Origin of the sequence: Streptomyces inhibens (genome assembly GCF_022221585.1) — a bacterium.
Taxonomy (GTDB): domain Bacteria; phylum Actinomycetota; class Actinomycetes; order Streptomycetales; family Streptomycetaceae; genus Streptomyces; species Streptomyces inhibens.
Genome location: NZ_CP084681.1, coordinates 1340873 through 1355613, shown reverse-complemented (window position 1 = coordinate 1355613; position 14741 = coordinate 1340873). Strand labels below are relative to the sequence as shown.

Genomic DNA, 14741 nt, shown 5'->3' with positions numbered 1-14741 from the left:
CCGGTGCAGCGCCCGCTCCTGCAAGAAGCGCGACACGGTGACCCCGCCCCCCTCGATCAGCACCCGGCCGAGGCCGCGCCGCGCCAGCGCCGCCAGCAGGCGCCCCGGTGCGAACGCGGCCGCGTCCGGCAGCGCGAGGATGTCGACCCCGGTGCCCGCAACGTCCCGCACCGCGCCGGCATCCGGCCCCACCACCCACAGCGTCGGCGCGGCCCCGTCGGTGAACACCCCGCTGTGCCGCGGCACCCGGCCCCGCGGATCGAGCACCACCCGCACCGGGTTGTCCCCGGCACAGGCGCGGACGGTCAGCCGCGGATCGTCCGCCACGGCCGTGCCCGCCCCGACGACCACCGCGTCGGCCAGCGCGCGCAGCCGGTGCAGATGGCAGCGGTCGGCCGCACCGGTGACATAGTCGGCGTCGCCGGTGCGGGTCGCGATGAAGCCGTCCAGACTCTGCCCGAGCTGCCCGAACGCGATCCGCGGACCGGCCAGGCAGAGCGGCAGATAGCGCTCCGCGAGCCACCCGGCCTCGGGCGAGGCGGGCCCTGCCCACCGCAGCCCGCCGTCCCCGTCCGCCACCAGTCCGGCGGCTCGTGCCTGCTCCGTCGTACGGATCCGCCGCAGCCGCTCCCAGGCCGCAGCCGCGTCCAGCGCCTCAGCCATCGGCTGCCGCCCGCGCGCCGAACAGCGCGGCGTATTCGCCGAACGCCTCGACCAGTCCGGCCAGCAATTCCCGGCCCTTCCGGGCGGATGCGAGCGACGGGCACCCGATGACCCCGGATTCGGTATAGGCCGACATTCCGAGCGTCAGCAGATGCTTCCGGTCATCGGCGACGCAATCCGCCGATTCATAGCCGTCCTTGACCAATTCGGGATGGGCATGCAGCAGAATGGACGTCTCGACCTCTCCCGCATGCATATCGCGATGCCCGGGCGTGCGCACCCCGGCCCGGGCGCGCGCCGCGTCCCAGTCGGCCGATCCGGGGAACAGTGCCATCCGCACCCCGCTCCCTGCGGATTCCTGAACCACATTGCGCAGTACGTAATTTCCGCCGTGCCCGTTGACCAGAATCAGGGTGCCGATGCCGGACCGGCGGAGCGAATCGGCGATGTCCGTGACCACCGCATGCAGGGTCCGCGCCGAAATGCTCACGGTCCCCGGCCAGGCCGCGTGCTCCTGTGAACAGGACACCGTCAGCGGCGGCAGCAGCACCACGGGATGGACTGCGGCCAGCTCCCTCGCGAGGGTGCAGGCGATGACCGTGTCGGTGGTCAACGGCAGGAAAGCGCCGTGCTGTTCGAAGCTGCCGATGGGCAGCAGGGCCATCGCCGGCCGGCGTGCCCGTACGTCCTCGGTGGTATCCGCCGGCAACAGGCCGGGGGCCGAAGCCGGTTGTCCCGAAGCGGTCATGGTGTGCCGCGGCCTTTCGTCGCCAACTCGCCGAGCCCTGTTCGTCGCAGCATACTTGTTGTCTTCTGAGCGAGCGCTGCCGCTGGTTTCCCCGCACGGGTACCATCGCGCCATGACGGACCCCGACGATGATGCCGGCCCCGGCCCCGATGTCGCATTCAACGCTGCCATTCGTGAAAAACCTTTGGTGTCACGCATGGTGGAGACCCGGCTGCCCACCGTCCACGGTGAATTTCTTGCCGTCGGCTATCTCGACCGGCGGAGCGGGATCGAGCAAGTGGCCCTGGTCCATGGCGATGTCGTGGATGAGTCGGTGCTGACCCGGGTGCATTCGGAATGCCTGACCGGTGATGCCTTTGCGTCCACGCACTGCGAATGCGGCGACCAATTGTCCGCGGCGCTGCGCGCGATCGTGGCGGCCGGGCGCGGCATTCTCGTCTATCTTCAGGGCCACGAGGGTCGGGGTATAGGGCTGTTGGCCAAGCTCCGGGCGATGAAGCTGCAGGAGGGCGGGCTGGACACGGTCGAGGCGAACATCGCGCTGGGACTGCCCGTCGATGCCCGTGAATACGGCGTAGCGGCGGAGATCCTGCAGGATCTCGGCGTCCGCTCCGTGCGGCTGCTGTCGAACAATCCGCGCAAGCGCGAGGCGCTGCTGCGGCACGGCGTCGCCGTCGCCGAACAGGTCCCGCTGCTGATGCCGCCCGGGGTGGAGAACATCCGCTATCTGCGCGCCAAACGGGAGCGCCTGGACCACGATCTGCCCCATCTGGACGGCATCCCCGGTCTGTCCTGACTCCAGCGGCGGCACGGCAGTGAAGGCCACGGGAAAGGGCCCGCGACCAGGAGTCGCGGGCCCTTTCCCGGTGCTTCCCTTCCGGCAGCGGGCGCCGGATCAGGAGGTGACGGGTGCCGCCTGTGCCGCGGCGGCCTGCCGCGCCGGGACGACGCGCTCCGCGAGATGGCCGAAGATCAGCCCGAAGGTGGTCCACAGCACCAGTTGGATGGCGATCGTCGACAGCCGGAACTGCCACAACAGCGTGCCGGAGAAGCCTGCGGGCACGTTGTCGAAGCCCGGCAGGAACGCGTAGGCGATGCCGATGGCGACCACGAAGGCGCCGCCGGCCGCCACCGTCGCGTTCCAGTTGCCCAGCTTCGGAGCCAGCCGCCGGCCGAGGATCGTGGCGGCGACGGCCAGCAGGATGCCGAGCAGCATCATCAGGAAAAACAGGGCGGTGCGTGTGCCGATCGTGTCGGGGTCACCGACCGCGGGCGGGTTGGCGGGGTACTTCAGGAACGGTACGAGGTAGACGACCACCAGCGCCGCGCCGGAGAGCAGCGCGGCGGTGGTGCGGGCACCGAACCGGCCGATCCGCCCCAGTGCGAAGCAGAAGACGAGGGCGGCGATACCGCCCAGCGCCACGCCGTAGACCAGTACGCCGGTGGCCAGCCCGGCCGTGGACTGCACGCCCCGGCTGACCACCTCCATCTCGTGTCCGTGTTCGTGGCTGTGTGCTTCCTCGAACGCGATGGCGGCGTCCACCCTCGGTTCGCCCAGCAGATAGGCGATGACGAGGGCGAGGACACCGGCGGCCAGGCCTGCGAGCATCCCGCGCACCAGAAGGGTTCTGACGGTGACGGAGTTCATGGATGCGGCTTCCGATCAGTGGCAGGGGAAGCCGAGGAGATGGCGCCCGTCGTGGACCCACTCGTGCACGTCGGTACCGGAGAGCAACGAGGTGGCGCCCTGCTCGGCGCCGACGAAGTAGAGCAGAACCAGCATGAGGATGCCGACGAACAGCGCCCACGGGGCAATCGCCTTGAGGGGGAGCGGGGCCGGAGTGACGGCGCCGGCGGCCGGCGGTGCGATGGTCTGAGCCATGGCAGAACCTCCTGTTAGGGGAACTCGCGTCCCTAGTTGTTGGAGTGCGTTGCGACATGCCGGGTCTGGCTCGCCCGGTTCCGTCCCTGCTGGGCTGGTAAAAAACCGGACATACAGTGGCGCGACCGCGCCGGGATCCCACCGGCTTCCGTCATGTCATTGTCAATATCATCGGGAAGGTACCGCGATCCGGCCACGGGGCCAAGGTCCTAAGGGGGGCGGAGAGGCGCAGGACAGGGCGCACCGGCCGGACAACTTGCCTGTACGGGTGGCCTGTTGTCGGCGTTGGTGACGAGCGAGAGAAGAAGGCATGACAACCCGGGTGATGTTGGTCTCACCGGCCGCCGGCGACGCTCAGCGTGAGGTGCGCTTCGATGACGACGGCCCGCTGAACGAGGCCGGGCTGCGGCGCGCCCGCGCGGCGGCCGGGGCGCTGCCCACCGCCGACCGGGTCTTCACCTCGCCCTCCCTCCGGTGCCGGCACACCGCCGAGGAACTGGGGCTGTCGGCCCGGTCCGCGCCGGAGCTGGCGGGCTGTGCGATGGGCGCCTGGCGCGGCCGGACATTGGCGGAGGTCGCCGACGCCGAGCCGCTCGGGGTGTCCGCCTGGCTCTCGGACCCGGACTTCGCCGCGCACGGCGGGGAGTCGCTGCGGCAGCTCTGCGACCGGATCGCGGACTGGCTGACCCGGATGTCCCTGGATGCGGGCCGGGTGGTGGCCGTCGTCGAACCGGACGTCGTACGGGCCGCGGCGGTGTGTGCGCTCAGGGTCCCCGCGGACGCGTTCTGGCGGCTGGATGTGCCGCCGCTGACCGTGACCGAGCTGAGCGGCCGGGGCGGGCGCTGGAATCTGGGGCTGGGGCGGGCGCTGGGCCACGGCTGAGGGCGGGGCGCCGGAAAACGTCACAATTCACCAGCTCCGTCATCTACACATAAAGGCGACATAAGCGCAGAATAAAGATGCGCGGCCCGATGCCACGCGAAACGGCCAGGCTTGTGGACGAAGGAGGCGAGTCGCATGGCCGACGTCTCACACCACAGGGGAGATCTCGCAGGTCACCCCGACGCTACTGAGATGCAAGCCCGATACGAGCGAGTGCTCGGCGGGCGTGACGTCGTACTCGTCGACGGGCCAGTGTTCCTGGTCGGCGTGTACTGCGCCGCTTCCCCGTGGATCGTCCACTTCGCGGCCTCACAGCCCGCGCTCGTGGTGCACAACTTCATTCTCGGTGCCGCGATCGCTCTGCTGGCGGTCGGATTCACCGTGGCGCCTGAGCGGATGTACGGCCTGAGCGGTGCGATGTGCGCGATCGGCGTGTGGATGATCATCTCGCCCTGGATCGTCGGCAGCGGCCCGGACGCCGGCGTCATCTGGAACAACGTCGTCATCGGTGCCCTGACGTTCCTGCTGGGCGCCATGTGTGTCGCTGTGGCATCGAAGAGCCGCCGCGTCACGTGAGGCGCGCTCCCCACGGGGGCGTGTGACAAGCCGCCGACCCGCCCGCCCTCTTTGGGTAGGCGGGTCGGCGGCTGTGTGCCGGGCGGCGTGTGCGGCTGTGGATGCCGTACGGGGCGCAGGTCGGCCCCGGCCGTTACCGGTGCCGGTCGCGGCCGCCGGCGGTGAGGTGTCCGGACAGCCCGGCCAGCATCAGCCCGCTCGCGAGCAGCAGGCCGTGCGCCAGCGCGATGCCGGCGGCCAGGCCGACGACCGCGGCGGCCGCCACCGGCCAGGTGATGCCACGGGAGTAGGGGCGGGGCCGGGCCGGGCGGCCGGCGGTCGGGGTGCGGGTGCGAGTGCGGGGAGCGGCGTCGCGCCGGAACAGCTCGGCGAGCTCGCCGAAGGGGCGGTCGTCGTACGGGGACAGGGGGCGTCCCTCCTCTCCCGGGTGGTGCGGACGGCCGCGCCGTACGGGCAGGGTGCAGTGCGGTGAGCCGGGGGGCATTGCTCCGAAGATCGAGGGAAGTTAGGGTTACCTAACCAAAGGCCGGGGGTGTCACGTCACTGCGTTGTTGTGCCCTGCCAGACCCTGGCCGTAACGCTGTTGACCAGAGAGGTGTGGCACCATGTCGCGCGAAAATCAGCCATCGAACGAGGCCCGGGACACGCTGGTCCGGATCGCCTACGGCGCGATGGCGGCACACGCCGCGGGTGCCGCCGCCCGGCTGCGGATCGTCGATCTGATCGGCGACGGCGCGTGTACGGCGGACGAGCTCGCGACGGAGTGCGCGGCACAACCCCCGGCGATGGGGCGGTTATTGCGGGCGCTGGCCGGCATCGGACTCCTCGTCGAGCGGTCTCCCGGCGCCTTCGCTGTCACCCCGGCCGGCGCCCTGCTGCGCAGCGACGGCCCCGACTCGCTGCACTCCTTCGTCCGGATGTTCACCGACCCGACCATGCTCAGGGCCTGGGAGCGGCTGGACGACAGCGTGCGCACCGGCGAGACCGCCTTCGACGCGGTCTTCGGCAAGGACTTCTTCGGTCACCTCGCCCAACAGCCGCAACTCTCCGCCGACTTCAACGCCGCGATGAGCCAGGCCACCCGCGACACCGCCGCGTTGCTGCCGTCGGCCTTCGACTTCGGCCGCTTCACGACCGTGGCCGATATCGGCGGCGGTGACGGCACCCTGCTCGCCGCGGTCCTGAAGGCGTATCCGTCGCTCGGCGGCATCCTCTTCGACAGCGCGGAGGGCCTGGCGCAGGCCGGTACGAAGCTGGCGCGCGACGGGCTGGACGGCCGCTGTTCGCTGGTCGCCGGGGACTTCTTCGCCACCGCGCCAGAAGGCGCCGACCTGTATCTCCTCAAGAGTGTGATCCACGACTGGAGCGACGAGCAGTGCGCGGAGATCCTCCGGCACTGCCGGCGGGTGATCCCCGACAGCGGCCGGCTGCTGATCGTCGAGCCGGTGCTGCCGCCCGTCGTCGACGCGTCGGCGGCCGGCGTGGTCTACCTCAGCGACCTGAACATGCTGGTCAACGTCGGGGGCCGGGAGCGCACCAGGGAAGACTTCGAGAGCCTGTGTCGCGCCGCCGGCTTCGCCGTCCGCACCGTCACCCGGCTCCCGGAGCCCAACCGCTTCAGCCTCATCGAGGCCGCGCCGGTCTAGTACGGACCCCGGGCCGGTCCGGCGGATCGGGGCCGGCCGGACAGGCCCTGGACGCGCACGGCGGCGGGCCCCGGCGGGTGTCCCCGCGCCCACACTGCGGCAGCCGCCCAAATTGGGTTAAATCGGTTGCGTGGGGCATTTGACTGTGGCCCGCCGCCCCGGAGAGGTAGCGCCCCGTGACCGCTGTACCCGTGGATGACCACGAAGACTTCGCCGACGCGGACCGCGGCTTCATCGCCGCGCTCGACCCGCCCCAGGTCACCACGGACGACGGCCGGGTGGTCTGGGACGCCGAGGCCTATGCGTTTCTGGCCGGAAACTGCCCCGATACCGCGCACGAGAGCCTGTGGCGCCAGGGCCGGCTGGTGAGCCGGCAGGGCCTGTACGAGGTCACCGACGGCATCTACCAGGCCCGTGGTCTGGACCTGTCCACCATGACGCTGGTCGAAGGCGATCACGGTGTCATCGTCATCGACCCGCTCATGTGCGCCGAAACCGCCGCCGCGGCCCTGGAGCTCTACCGCAAACACCGCGGCGACCGGCCGGTCACCGGCCTGATCTACACCCACTCGCACACCGATCACTTCGGCGGCGGACGCGGCGTACTGCCGCACGGCCACCATCCCGTGCCGGTACTCGCACCCGTCGGCTTCCTCGACCACGCGGTCAGCGAGAACGCCTACGCCGGCACCGCGATGTCCCGGCGCGCCGTCTACATGTACGGCACCGAGCTCCCGAGGGGGCCGGCCGGCCAGATCGGCTGCGGTCTGGGCACCACCCTCTCCTCCGGCACCATGGCCCTCATCCCGCCGACCGTGGACATCACCAGCACGGGGCAGGAGGAGATCGTCGACGGCGTACGCATCGTCTTCCAGCTCACCCCGGGCACCGAGGCGCCCGTCGAGATGAACTTCTGCTTCCCGGCGCACAAGGCCCTCTGCCTGGCCGAGAACGCCACCCACACCATGCACAACATCCTGGCGCTGCGCGGCGCCGCCGTCCGCGACGCCAGGGTCTGGTCCCACTACCTGGGCGAGGCGCTCGCCCTCTTCGGCGACGAGGCCGAGGTCGCCTTCGCCTCCCACCACTGGCCGACCTGGGGCAAGGACCGTGTCAAGGCCCTGCTGGCCGACCAGCGTGACCTGTACGCCTATCTGCACGACCAGACGCTGCGGCTGCTCAACGAGGGGCTCACCGGCACCGAGATCGCCGAGGAGCTGCGGTTGCCACCGGGCCTGGAGCGGGTCTGGGCCAACCGGGGCTACTACGGCTCGCTGAACCACAACGTCAAAGCGGTCTACCAGCACTACCTGGGCTGGTTCGACGGCAACCCCGCCCACCTGTGGGAGCACCCACCGGTCGAGCAGGCCAAACGCTATGTGCACACCATGGGCGGCGTGGAGGCCACGGTGGACGCCGGCAAGCGCTACGCCGCCGAGGGCGATCTGCGGTTCGCCGCCACCCTCCTCAACCACGCCGTCTTCGCCGAGCCGGCGAACCTCCGCGCCCGGCGCGAACTGGCCCTCGTCTACGAACGGCTCGGCCACGGCTGCGAGAACGGCACCTGGCGCAACTTCTACCTCACCGGCGCCATGGAACTGCGCGGCACCCCCGCCGAAGGACGGCCGGCCACCGCCGGCCCCGAAATCGCCATGGCGCTCACCGTCGACCAGCTCCTCGACTCGCTCGCCCTCCGCATCGACGGCCCCCGCGCCTGGTCCACCTCGCTCACCCTCGACCTCTACCTCCCCGACGAGGACCGGACCTGGCATCTGACGCTGTCCAACGGGGCACTCACCCACCTCAGTTCGCCCGGCGCCCCGACCCCGAACGACGAGGGCGGCCCGGATCTGACCCTGACCCTCACCAAGCCCCAGCTGCTCGGCCTGCTCACCGGCGGCGGACCGGCCGAGGCCGCACAGCACGGCGAGGCCGGGGCGCTCAGCCGGCTCTTCGGCCTCCTCAGCACCCCGGACCCCAACTTCCCCATCGTCACGCCGTGACGGAGCGCGTCGCCCGCGCCGCGCCGCCGACCGTCAACGCGCGCCCCTGCCCGCTTTCGCCACCCTCCGCCACCCGCGCCGAAGCTGGGGCAAACTGGGCCCGTGGCGAGCAACATTCCCGAGGAGTCGACCAGCTTCGTCGGCCGGCGAACCGAACTTCGCCGGATCGACGACAAGTTGACGGAGCACCGGCTGATCACCCTTACCGGCCCCGGTGGCGTGGGCAAGACCCGGATCGCTATACGGGCCGCGCGCGCGGCGGAGCGGCGGTTCCCCGACGGAGTCCGCTGGGCCGATCTCTGGCCCCTGCACGGCGAAGGACTGCTGATGGCGGCCGTCAGCGATGCCGTCGGACTGGCCGACCACACGGCGCGGACCCCGGCCGCCGCGCTGTGCGCATGGCTCGCCGACAAACGGCTGCTGCTGGTGCTGGACTCCTGCGAACACCTCGTCGACGCCTGCCGCGACCTCCTCGGAGATCTGCTGACGGCGGCCCCCGGGGTGACCGTGCTGGTGACCAGCAGACAGCCGCTGGGCCTCGCCGGCGAGTGGACCACCGAGATCGGCCCGCTGCCCTGCACCGGCGACAACGACGCACTGACCCTGTTCATCGAACGGGCCGGCACCGCGGTCCCCGGACTCCGGCTCACCGCCCCACCGCACGCGGCGGCCGCCGACATCATCTGCCGGCGCCTCGAAGGCATCCCGCTGGCTCTGGAACTGGCCTGCGCCCAACTGGCGAGCACCTCCGTCGAGCGGATCGCCGAGCGGCTCACCACCCGCTTCGACACCCTCGACGGCGACGGGATGCCGCGCCCCCCGCGCCATCGGACGCTGCGCTGCGCCATCGGCTGGAGCCATGAGCTGTGCACCCCGCTGGAGCGGCTGCTGTGGGCCCGGCTCTCGGTCTTCCGCGGCACCTTCGACGAGGACTCCGCGGGCGCCGTCTGTGCCGGTGGCCCGCTCACCGGGCAGGGGGTGCGCACCGCGCTCGCCGGACTGGCCGCCAAGTCGGTGCTCAGCCGCGAGGGCTCGCGCTTCCGCATGCTCGACACGCTGCGCGAGTACGGCCGGATCTGGCTGGCCGAACTCGACGAGGTGGCGGACCTCTCCGACCGGCACGCCGCGCACTTCGTCGCCTTCGGCCGCCGTGCCGAGCTGGGCTGGCTGGGGCCCGAACAGGTCGGCTGGTACCGCAAGGTCGCCGACGCCCATGTCGATCTGTGCACCGCCTTGGACCGACTCCTGGTCACCGACCCGGAACGGGCCCAGGAACTCAGCGCCGCCATCGGCTTCTTCTGGAGCTGCTGCGGCCATCTGCACGAGGCCCGCGACTACTTGGCCCGCGCCCTGGCCGCGCATCACGGCCCCAGCCGGGCCCGTACCCGGGCGCTGTGGGCGCTCGGCGTCGCCGTACTCCTCCAGGGCGATCTGGCGCTGGCCGACGCCCTGGGCCTGGAGTGCTCACAAGCGGCGCGGGCGTCCGACGACGCGGAGGCGGTGCTGGCGGCCGGCTATCTCATCGGCCTCACCCATCTGATCGCCGGCCGCCCGATGTCCGCGCTCACCGTCGCGGACCAGGTGCTCGGCCCGCCGCCGGACGCCCCGTTCGACTCACCCGGGCGGCTGCGCTGCCATCTCGTACGGATCTTCGCGCTCACCGGTCTGGGCAAGCTCACCGAGGCCCGGGCCGAGGCGACCGAACTCCGGCGCGGGTGTGTCCGGCGCGGCGAACACTGGACCCGGTCCTACACCGACTACCAGCTCTCGCTGATCTCGCTGTTCCAGGGCCGGCCCGAGGAGTCGGCGGACCACGCCCGTGCGATGCTGGAGGCCAAACAGGGCATCGGCGACAACTTCGGGATCGCGCTCGGCCTGGACCTGCTCGCGGCCGCGGTGGCGGCCCAGGGCGACGGCGCGGCCGCGGCCCGCGTCTACGGAAGCGGCCAGGCCATCTGGCGCACCGTCGGACATCCGCAGCGCGGTACACCGGAGTTGCGGGCGGTACGCGAGGAGTGCGAGCGGCGGGCCCGCGCGGCGATCGGCGACGAGGCCTACACGGACACCTTCCACCGGGCCAGCGAGGAGCGCCCCGAGATCTCCCTCGCCCGGATCCTGGCGGGCGACCTGTGACCGGCGGCCGCCCCCGCTTCAGACCGGGCGTTCGCCGGCGAGCTCGTACAGCAGCTCGTAGGCGGTGGTCACCATCCGGCAGGTGCGGCCGCGGCGGGTCGCCAGCGCGACCAGGCCGGTGTGCGACGCCGGATGGTAGCCGAGGAACGCCTGCTGGCCGAAGGTCGCCCCGACGTGGAAGAGCAGCGGCCCGCCCGGCGCGGGGTGGTGATACCAGGTCAGGGTATGGGTGTTGCGGTGCCGCCAGCCGCGGCGCAGCAGTGGGACCTGGACATCGCGCAGCGGTCCGGCGAGTGGCGTGTCCTCGGGGGAGAGGTGCGCCTCCAGGTACGTGAGCAGATCGCCGGGGGTGGCGCGGACCGACCCGGCGGCGACGAAGGCGCCCATGTCGGCGCTGCGCACCGGCGTCACCCCGTTCGTACGGTGACCGATGGCGTCGGTGCCGGTGGTGCCGGGGCCCAGCGTGGTGTCGGTCAGCCCGAGGGGGCGCAGCACACGGTCGGTGAGCAGATCGGGGTACCCGGTGCCCGCGGCACGGGACATGGCCGGGCCGAGCAGCGCCAGCCCGAAGTTGGAGTAGCGCCAGCGGGTGCCCGGCCGGTGCCGTGGCCGGGTACGGGCGAAGGTGTCCAGCAGACGTTCGGTGTCGTAGTGGGCGTAGCCGTTGGCGTACGGATGCAGCAGCGCGCCGGCGATCAGGTCGCCGGGGATCCGTGGCAGCCCCGAGGTGTGGGTGGCCAGATGCCGCAGGGTGATACGGCGTGAGTGCGGGTGCTGCAGCGGCAGTTCCGGCAAATGGGCGACGAGCGGATCGTCCAGGGACAGCACACCGGCCCTGGCCAGCTCGGCGAGCAGCAGCACGGTGAAGGTCTTGGAGAGCGAGCCCAGTTCGTAGCGCAGCGCATGGCGTGGTGAGGGCGGCGCCAGGGCGGCGCCGCCGGTGATCACGGTCCGCCGGTCGTGCCGGGTGACCCCCAGCACGATGTCCGGGGCGTCGATCCGGGTGACCGCGTCCGCGAGGCGGTCGGCGAGTGCGGGGCCGCGTTCGGGGCTCATCAGGCGTCCGGGCCCATCAGGCGGCGGACATGGCCCGGGAGGTGGCCATCGCGGAGGCGAACGCGGCGACCAGGGTGGGGTGGTGCACCAGGTCGAAGACGCGCGCCGCGTCGCCCTGCGGCATCCGGCGCTGGATGGGCATCGCGCCGGTGGCCGACTGCGCGGCGGCGTAGCGCTCCCACAGCTCCGCGTCCAGCGTGGGCCGCGGCAGACAGGCGTCCACGACGAGGAGCTCGCCCAGCAGATCCCAGTGTTCGAGATCCGCCCAGTCCTCCATCCAGGCGGGCAGATACCGCGTGAGGTAGTCGGCGATGGCCTCCGGAATGCGCTCGGGTGCCTCGCCCCAGTTGGTGAGGTGGAAGACGGTGTGGGTGAGGTCGTAGGCGATGTGCAGCTGCACCGTCCACGGCTCGGGCAGCTGCCCCAGCCAGGTGCGCTCCACGGCCCGGTCGAAGTCGCTGCTGGGCGCCAGCCCGAGTTTGCGCTCCGCGTTGAGCACGCCGAGCCGCCGGTTGGGCATCATCTCCAGCGCCGTCCAGCTGGTGGTGCGCCGGCAGACCTCCACCGCCGCCTCCAGCCCCGGATGGCGGTGCCCCAGCTCGTGGAAGGTCGCATAGACCTCCAGCGGCACGGGGGAGAGCGGCTCGTCGTGCTGGAGGCGGGCCAGCACATTGCCGCCGTCCAGCAGCTCCCGCCAGGTGAAGTCCAGCAGCTGCCCGGCGCGGGCCTTCTGCCGGGATCCGGCCACACCCTCCCGGAACAGCACCTGCATATTGAGCGCCAGCTCCCCGATGGGCTTGAGCCGCTCGACGACCGCGCCGTTGGAGGCGAAGTCGTCGGGCGTCAGCCGGAAGTGCTCACGATGGTCGTCGAGCCAGGACAGGGCCCGGTCGCCGACAGCGTGCAGCAGGGCGGGGGATGCGGCCGTCACGGTCACAGAGCTGTCTCGCTTTCGCAGGGGGTCCGCCCGCCCACCGACGCCGTGTCCCCGGCCGGGGGACCGGCCTCGGCCTCGTCGGAGGCGATACGGGCGAGGGTGGCGGCGAACGCGGTCACCAGGGTGGAGTGGTAGCAGGCGGTGAACGCCTCGGCCGGGTCGCCCGTGGCCGGCGCGGCACCCATCTCGGGCACACTGCCGTCGGCCGCCTGCGCGTCGGCCAGCCGCTGCCAGGCCACCGGATCGTAGGGGGCGGCGGGCAGACAGGCCGTGACGGCCAGCAGCTCGCCCGCCAGGTCCCACAGCTGTTCCTCCAGCCAGTTCTCCAGCCAGGAGGGGACCCACAGCCGCAGATAGCCGGCGAGTTCGGGGGTCAGCCGCTGCCGGTTGCGCCCCCAGTCGGTGAGGTGGAAGACATCATGGGTCACGCCGTACGCGGACTTGCGGTCCAGCGCCCAGGGCTCCGGCAGCCCGCCGAGGCCGGTCAGCGCCAGCACCGCGCCGAAGTCGGCGTGCTGCCGCAGCCCGATCCGGCGCTCGGCGTTGAGCACGCCGAGCGTACGGGTGTGATCCTCGCGCGCCACCCGCCAGCCACGCAGTCGTGTGGTGGTGTGCACCAGCTCGTCGACCTCGGCATGGCGCAGCCCGGCCTGTGTGAAGACCCCGTAGAGCTCCACGGGGTAGGTCGCGAACGGCTCGCCGCGGATCAGCTCGGCGAATAGCTCGCCGTCACGGGTCTCGTTCCAGGCGAACGCGAACAGACCGCGGGCCGCCGTACGGATCTCCTCCCGCGGGTGCAGCACCCCGATCAGCTGGGTCAGTTCGGCCAGTTCACCCAGTGGTTTGAGGGTCAGATTCGGGTCGGCGTCCGTCGTCACGTTCGAGGGCAGGCGGAAGAGCGGGCGCGCTCCTTCCAGCCACCCCAGGCTGCGCCGGACCATGCGGTCCAGCAGCCCGGGGTCGCCCCGGCCGCCGGTCACCAACCCCGTCCGTAGAAACGCTGGGCGGCGACGACATGCAGCGCCACCCGTGGGTCGGCGCCACCCATCTGGCGGATGAACGCCAGTCCGCTGTCGAGCCCCAGGGTCGGGGGCGCGTCGGGCAGCCGGGCCAGCCAACGGCCCAGGCCGGCCGCCTGCAGCCAGTCCCGGCGGCGAACCGCCCGGACGAAACCGCGGGCCAGATCATCGGTACGGGCGGCCAGTTGCTCGGCGAGACCGGGCGCCAGGCCGGGCAGCGCGAGCGCGGCCACCTGCGACACCCGATGCGACAGCTTCGGCCAGGGGTCGCCGGCGACCCATGCGGCTTCGGCCTCGGGCGGCGCGGGCCAGGGCTGTGCGCCCGCGGGAAGAAATGCGTGCGAGGCCTCGATCAGGCCCCGGTAGCTCCATACCGACACCTGTGAGGCATCGGCTCCGGGTGGATAGGCCGCGAGCGCCTGCCGTACCACCGCTTCATCGTCCGCGCCGACGGGCGCCGCCCGGTGCTCCACCGCGTACGGCGCGAGCGCATCGGCGCCCAGCACCCGGACCGCGGCCGAGGTCAGCGCATCGCTCTGCCGCAGAATGCCGGACAGCGCATAAGGGTCGCCCTCACCCCGCAGGGCGAGGGCGACCCCGGTTGCGGCATCGGCGATCACAGCGCTCAGCGGGACTGCTCCCTGCGTCTGTTCAGCCAACGCTTTCCCCTCAGCCTTAGCGAACGTCAGTCTTGGGCCGGGGGGTGGGCGGCGAGATCAGGAGCAGCGCGGCCAGCAGCAGCGCACCTCCACACTCACGGGTATCGCGGAAAACACCGTCGGCCTCGGCGGGTTCAAGCAGTCCCTCGACCTCGGCGGCCAGGGTGGCCGTCTCGACCGGCGCTGTGCGATCCGTAACCATGCGATCAACTCCTTCGACGAATGGGACACCAGATTCACATCGTCATAAATCGGGCGCAACGGGAAAAAGCAACCTGCCGGGCATTTTGTCGGTTCACATGATGCTCTCTCAGTCGGTCGTCCCACCTGCAACTCCATTGCGTGATGGGGAAGTTGGCGATCCGTCCGGTATCGCCGAGGGGCGTTTCGAGCGATTGCGCCAAGGATGACGACGACGCGCCTATGGGGTGATCGGACTGCTCTGTTCGGAGCAGGGAACCTGGAGATGACGAGCACCACGGAGGGCGCCGGGCCGGGTCCGAGGAGCCACCCGCGCCCGGCGGCCCGCCCTGGCC

The 14741-nt window shown here is 71.6% G+C and carries 15 protein-coding genes and 1 pseudogene; 6 read left to right on the top strand and 10 right to left on the bottom strand.

Annotated elements, in window-relative coordinates; all coding sequences use genetic code 11:
* Positions 1 to 18: 18 nt before the first annotated feature.
* Positions 19 to 663: pseudogene (locus tag KI385_RS06375) on the bottom strand (RibD family protein); the annotation flags it as partial.
* On the bottom strand, positions 656 to 1411 hold the full coding sequence (locus tag KI385_RS06370; RefSeq protein WP_238577584.1) for a creatininase family protein: 756 nt from the start codon (positions 1409 to 1411) through the stop codon (positions 656 to 658). The gene KI385_RS06370 and the pseudogene KI385_RS06375, both read right to left, overlap by 8 nt.
* A 196-nt stretch (positions 1412 to 1607) precedes the next feature.
* Between KI385_RS06370 and ribA the strand changes: the two genes are divergently transcribed.
* Positions 1608 to 2207 (top strand): GTP cyclohydrolase II, encoded by a 600-nt coding sequence (gene ribA / locus KI385_RS06365; RefSeq protein ID WP_238577583.1) that lies wholly within the window; start codon positions 1608 to 1610, stop codon positions 2205 to 2207.
* A gap of 99 nt (positions 2208 to 2306) precedes the next feature.
* Here the strand turns inward: ribA and KI385_RS06360 are convergent, their stop codons facing one another.
* Positions 2307 to 3059 carry a CbtA family protein gene (locus KI385_RS06360; RefSeq protein WP_238571239.1) on the bottom strand — a complete coding sequence of 251 codons (753 nt, stop codon included), beginning with the start codon at positions 3057 to 3059 and terminating at the stop codon, positions 2307 to 2309.
* Positions 3060 to 3074: 15 nt separating this feature from the next.
* Positions 3075 to 3293, bottom strand: a complete 219-nt coding sequence (locus KI385_RS06355; RefSeq protein ID WP_238571238.1) for a CbtB domain-containing protein — start codon at positions 3291 to 3293, stop codon at positions 3075 to 3077.
* Between the two features lie 310 nt (positions 3294 to 3603).
* On the opposite strand from KI385_RS06355, the gene KI385_RS06350 reads away from it, so the two are divergent.
* Together KI385_RS06350 and KI385_RS06345 are read left to right on the top strand one after the other, a co-directional pair.
* Entirely contained in the window at positions 3604 to 4176 is a 573-nt protein-coding gene (locus KI385_RS06350; protein WP_238571237.1) for a histidine phosphatase family protein, read from the top strand.
* A 135-nt stretch (positions 4177 to 4311) separates the two neighbouring features.
* Complete coding sequence (locus KI385_RS06345) at positions 4312 to 4752, top strand: SPW repeat protein (protein WP_238571236.1); 441 nt, start codon at positions 4312 to 4314, stop codon at positions 4750 to 4752.
* A 133-nt stretch (positions 4753 to 4885) separates the two neighbouring features.
* Here KI385_RS06345 and KI385_RS06340 read toward each other — a convergent pair whose 3' ends face one another.
* Positions 4886 to 5236: a hypothetical protein gene (locus KI385_RS06340; RefSeq protein WP_238571235.1), complete on the bottom strand. Its 351-nt coding sequence runs from the start codon at positions 5234 to 5236 to the stop codon at positions 4886 to 4888.
* 121 nt (positions 5237 to 5357) lie between these two features.
* On the opposite strand from KI385_RS06340, the gene KI385_RS06335 reads away from it, so the two are divergent.
* The 3 genes from KI385_RS06335 (at position 5358) to KI385_RS06325 (ending at position 10534) form a co-directional block, all read left to right on the top strand.
* The gene (locus KI385_RS06335; RefSeq protein ID WP_238571234.1) at positions 5358 to 6398 is read left to right on the top strand and encodes an acetylserotonin O-methyltransferase; all 1041 of its coding nucleotides are present in this window, start codon (positions 5358 to 5360) and stop codon (positions 6396 to 6398) included.
* Between the two features lie 176 nt (positions 6399 to 6574).
* The gene (locus KI385_RS06330) at positions 6575 to 8401 is read left to right on the top strand and encodes an alkyl/aryl-sulfatase (RefSeq protein ID WP_238571233.1); all 1827 of its coding nucleotides are present in this window, start codon (positions 6575 to 6577) and stop codon (positions 8399 to 8401) included.
* Between the two features lie 102 nt (positions 8402 to 8503).
* A complete protein-coding gene (locus tag KI385_RS06325) occupies positions 8504 to 10534 on the top strand; it encodes an ATP-binding protein (RefSeq protein ID WP_238571232.1) in 2031 nt (676 codons plus the stop codon).
* Between the two features lie 18 nt (positions 10535 to 10552).
* Here KI385_RS06325 and KI385_RS06320 read toward each other — a convergent pair whose 3' ends face one another.
* From KI385_RS06320 to KI385_RS06300, 5 genes are read right to left on the bottom strand one after another with little or no spacing between them, the layout of a single operon-like run.
* Positions 10553 to 11590 carry a serine hydrolase domain-containing protein gene (locus tag KI385_RS06320; RefSeq protein WP_238571231.1) on the bottom strand — a complete coding sequence of 346 codons (1038 nt, stop codon included), beginning with the start codon at positions 11588 to 11590 and terminating at the stop codon, positions 10553 to 10555.
* A gap of 16 nt (positions 11591 to 11606) precedes the next feature.
* Positions 11607 to 12527 carry a DUF6895 family protein gene (locus KI385_RS06315; protein WP_238571230.1) on the bottom strand — a complete coding sequence of 307 codons (921 nt, stop codon included), beginning with the start codon at positions 12525 to 12527 and terminating at the stop codon, positions 11607 to 11609.
* Entirely contained in the window at positions 12524 to 13507 is a 984-nt protein-coding gene (locus tag KI385_RS06310; RefSeq protein ID WP_238571229.1) for a DUF6895 family protein, read from the bottom strand. Before KI385_RS06310 ends, KI385_RS06315 begins: the two co-directional genes overlap by 4 nt.
* Positions 13504 to 14205 carry a hypothetical protein gene (locus tag KI385_RS06305; protein ID WP_238571228.1) on the bottom strand — a complete coding sequence of 234 codons (702 nt, stop codon included), beginning with the start codon at positions 14203 to 14205 and terminating at the stop codon, positions 13504 to 13506. The genes KI385_RS06310 and KI385_RS06305 overlap by 4 nt, the downstream gene beginning before the upstream one ends.
* A gap of 16 nt (positions 14206 to 14221) precedes the next feature.
* Complete coding sequence (locus tag KI385_RS06300; RefSeq protein WP_030411128.1) at positions 14222 to 14407, bottom strand: hypothetical protein; 186 nt, start codon at positions 14405 to 14407, stop codon at positions 14222 to 14224.
* Between the last annotated feature and the right edge of the window lie 334 nt (positions 14408 to 14741).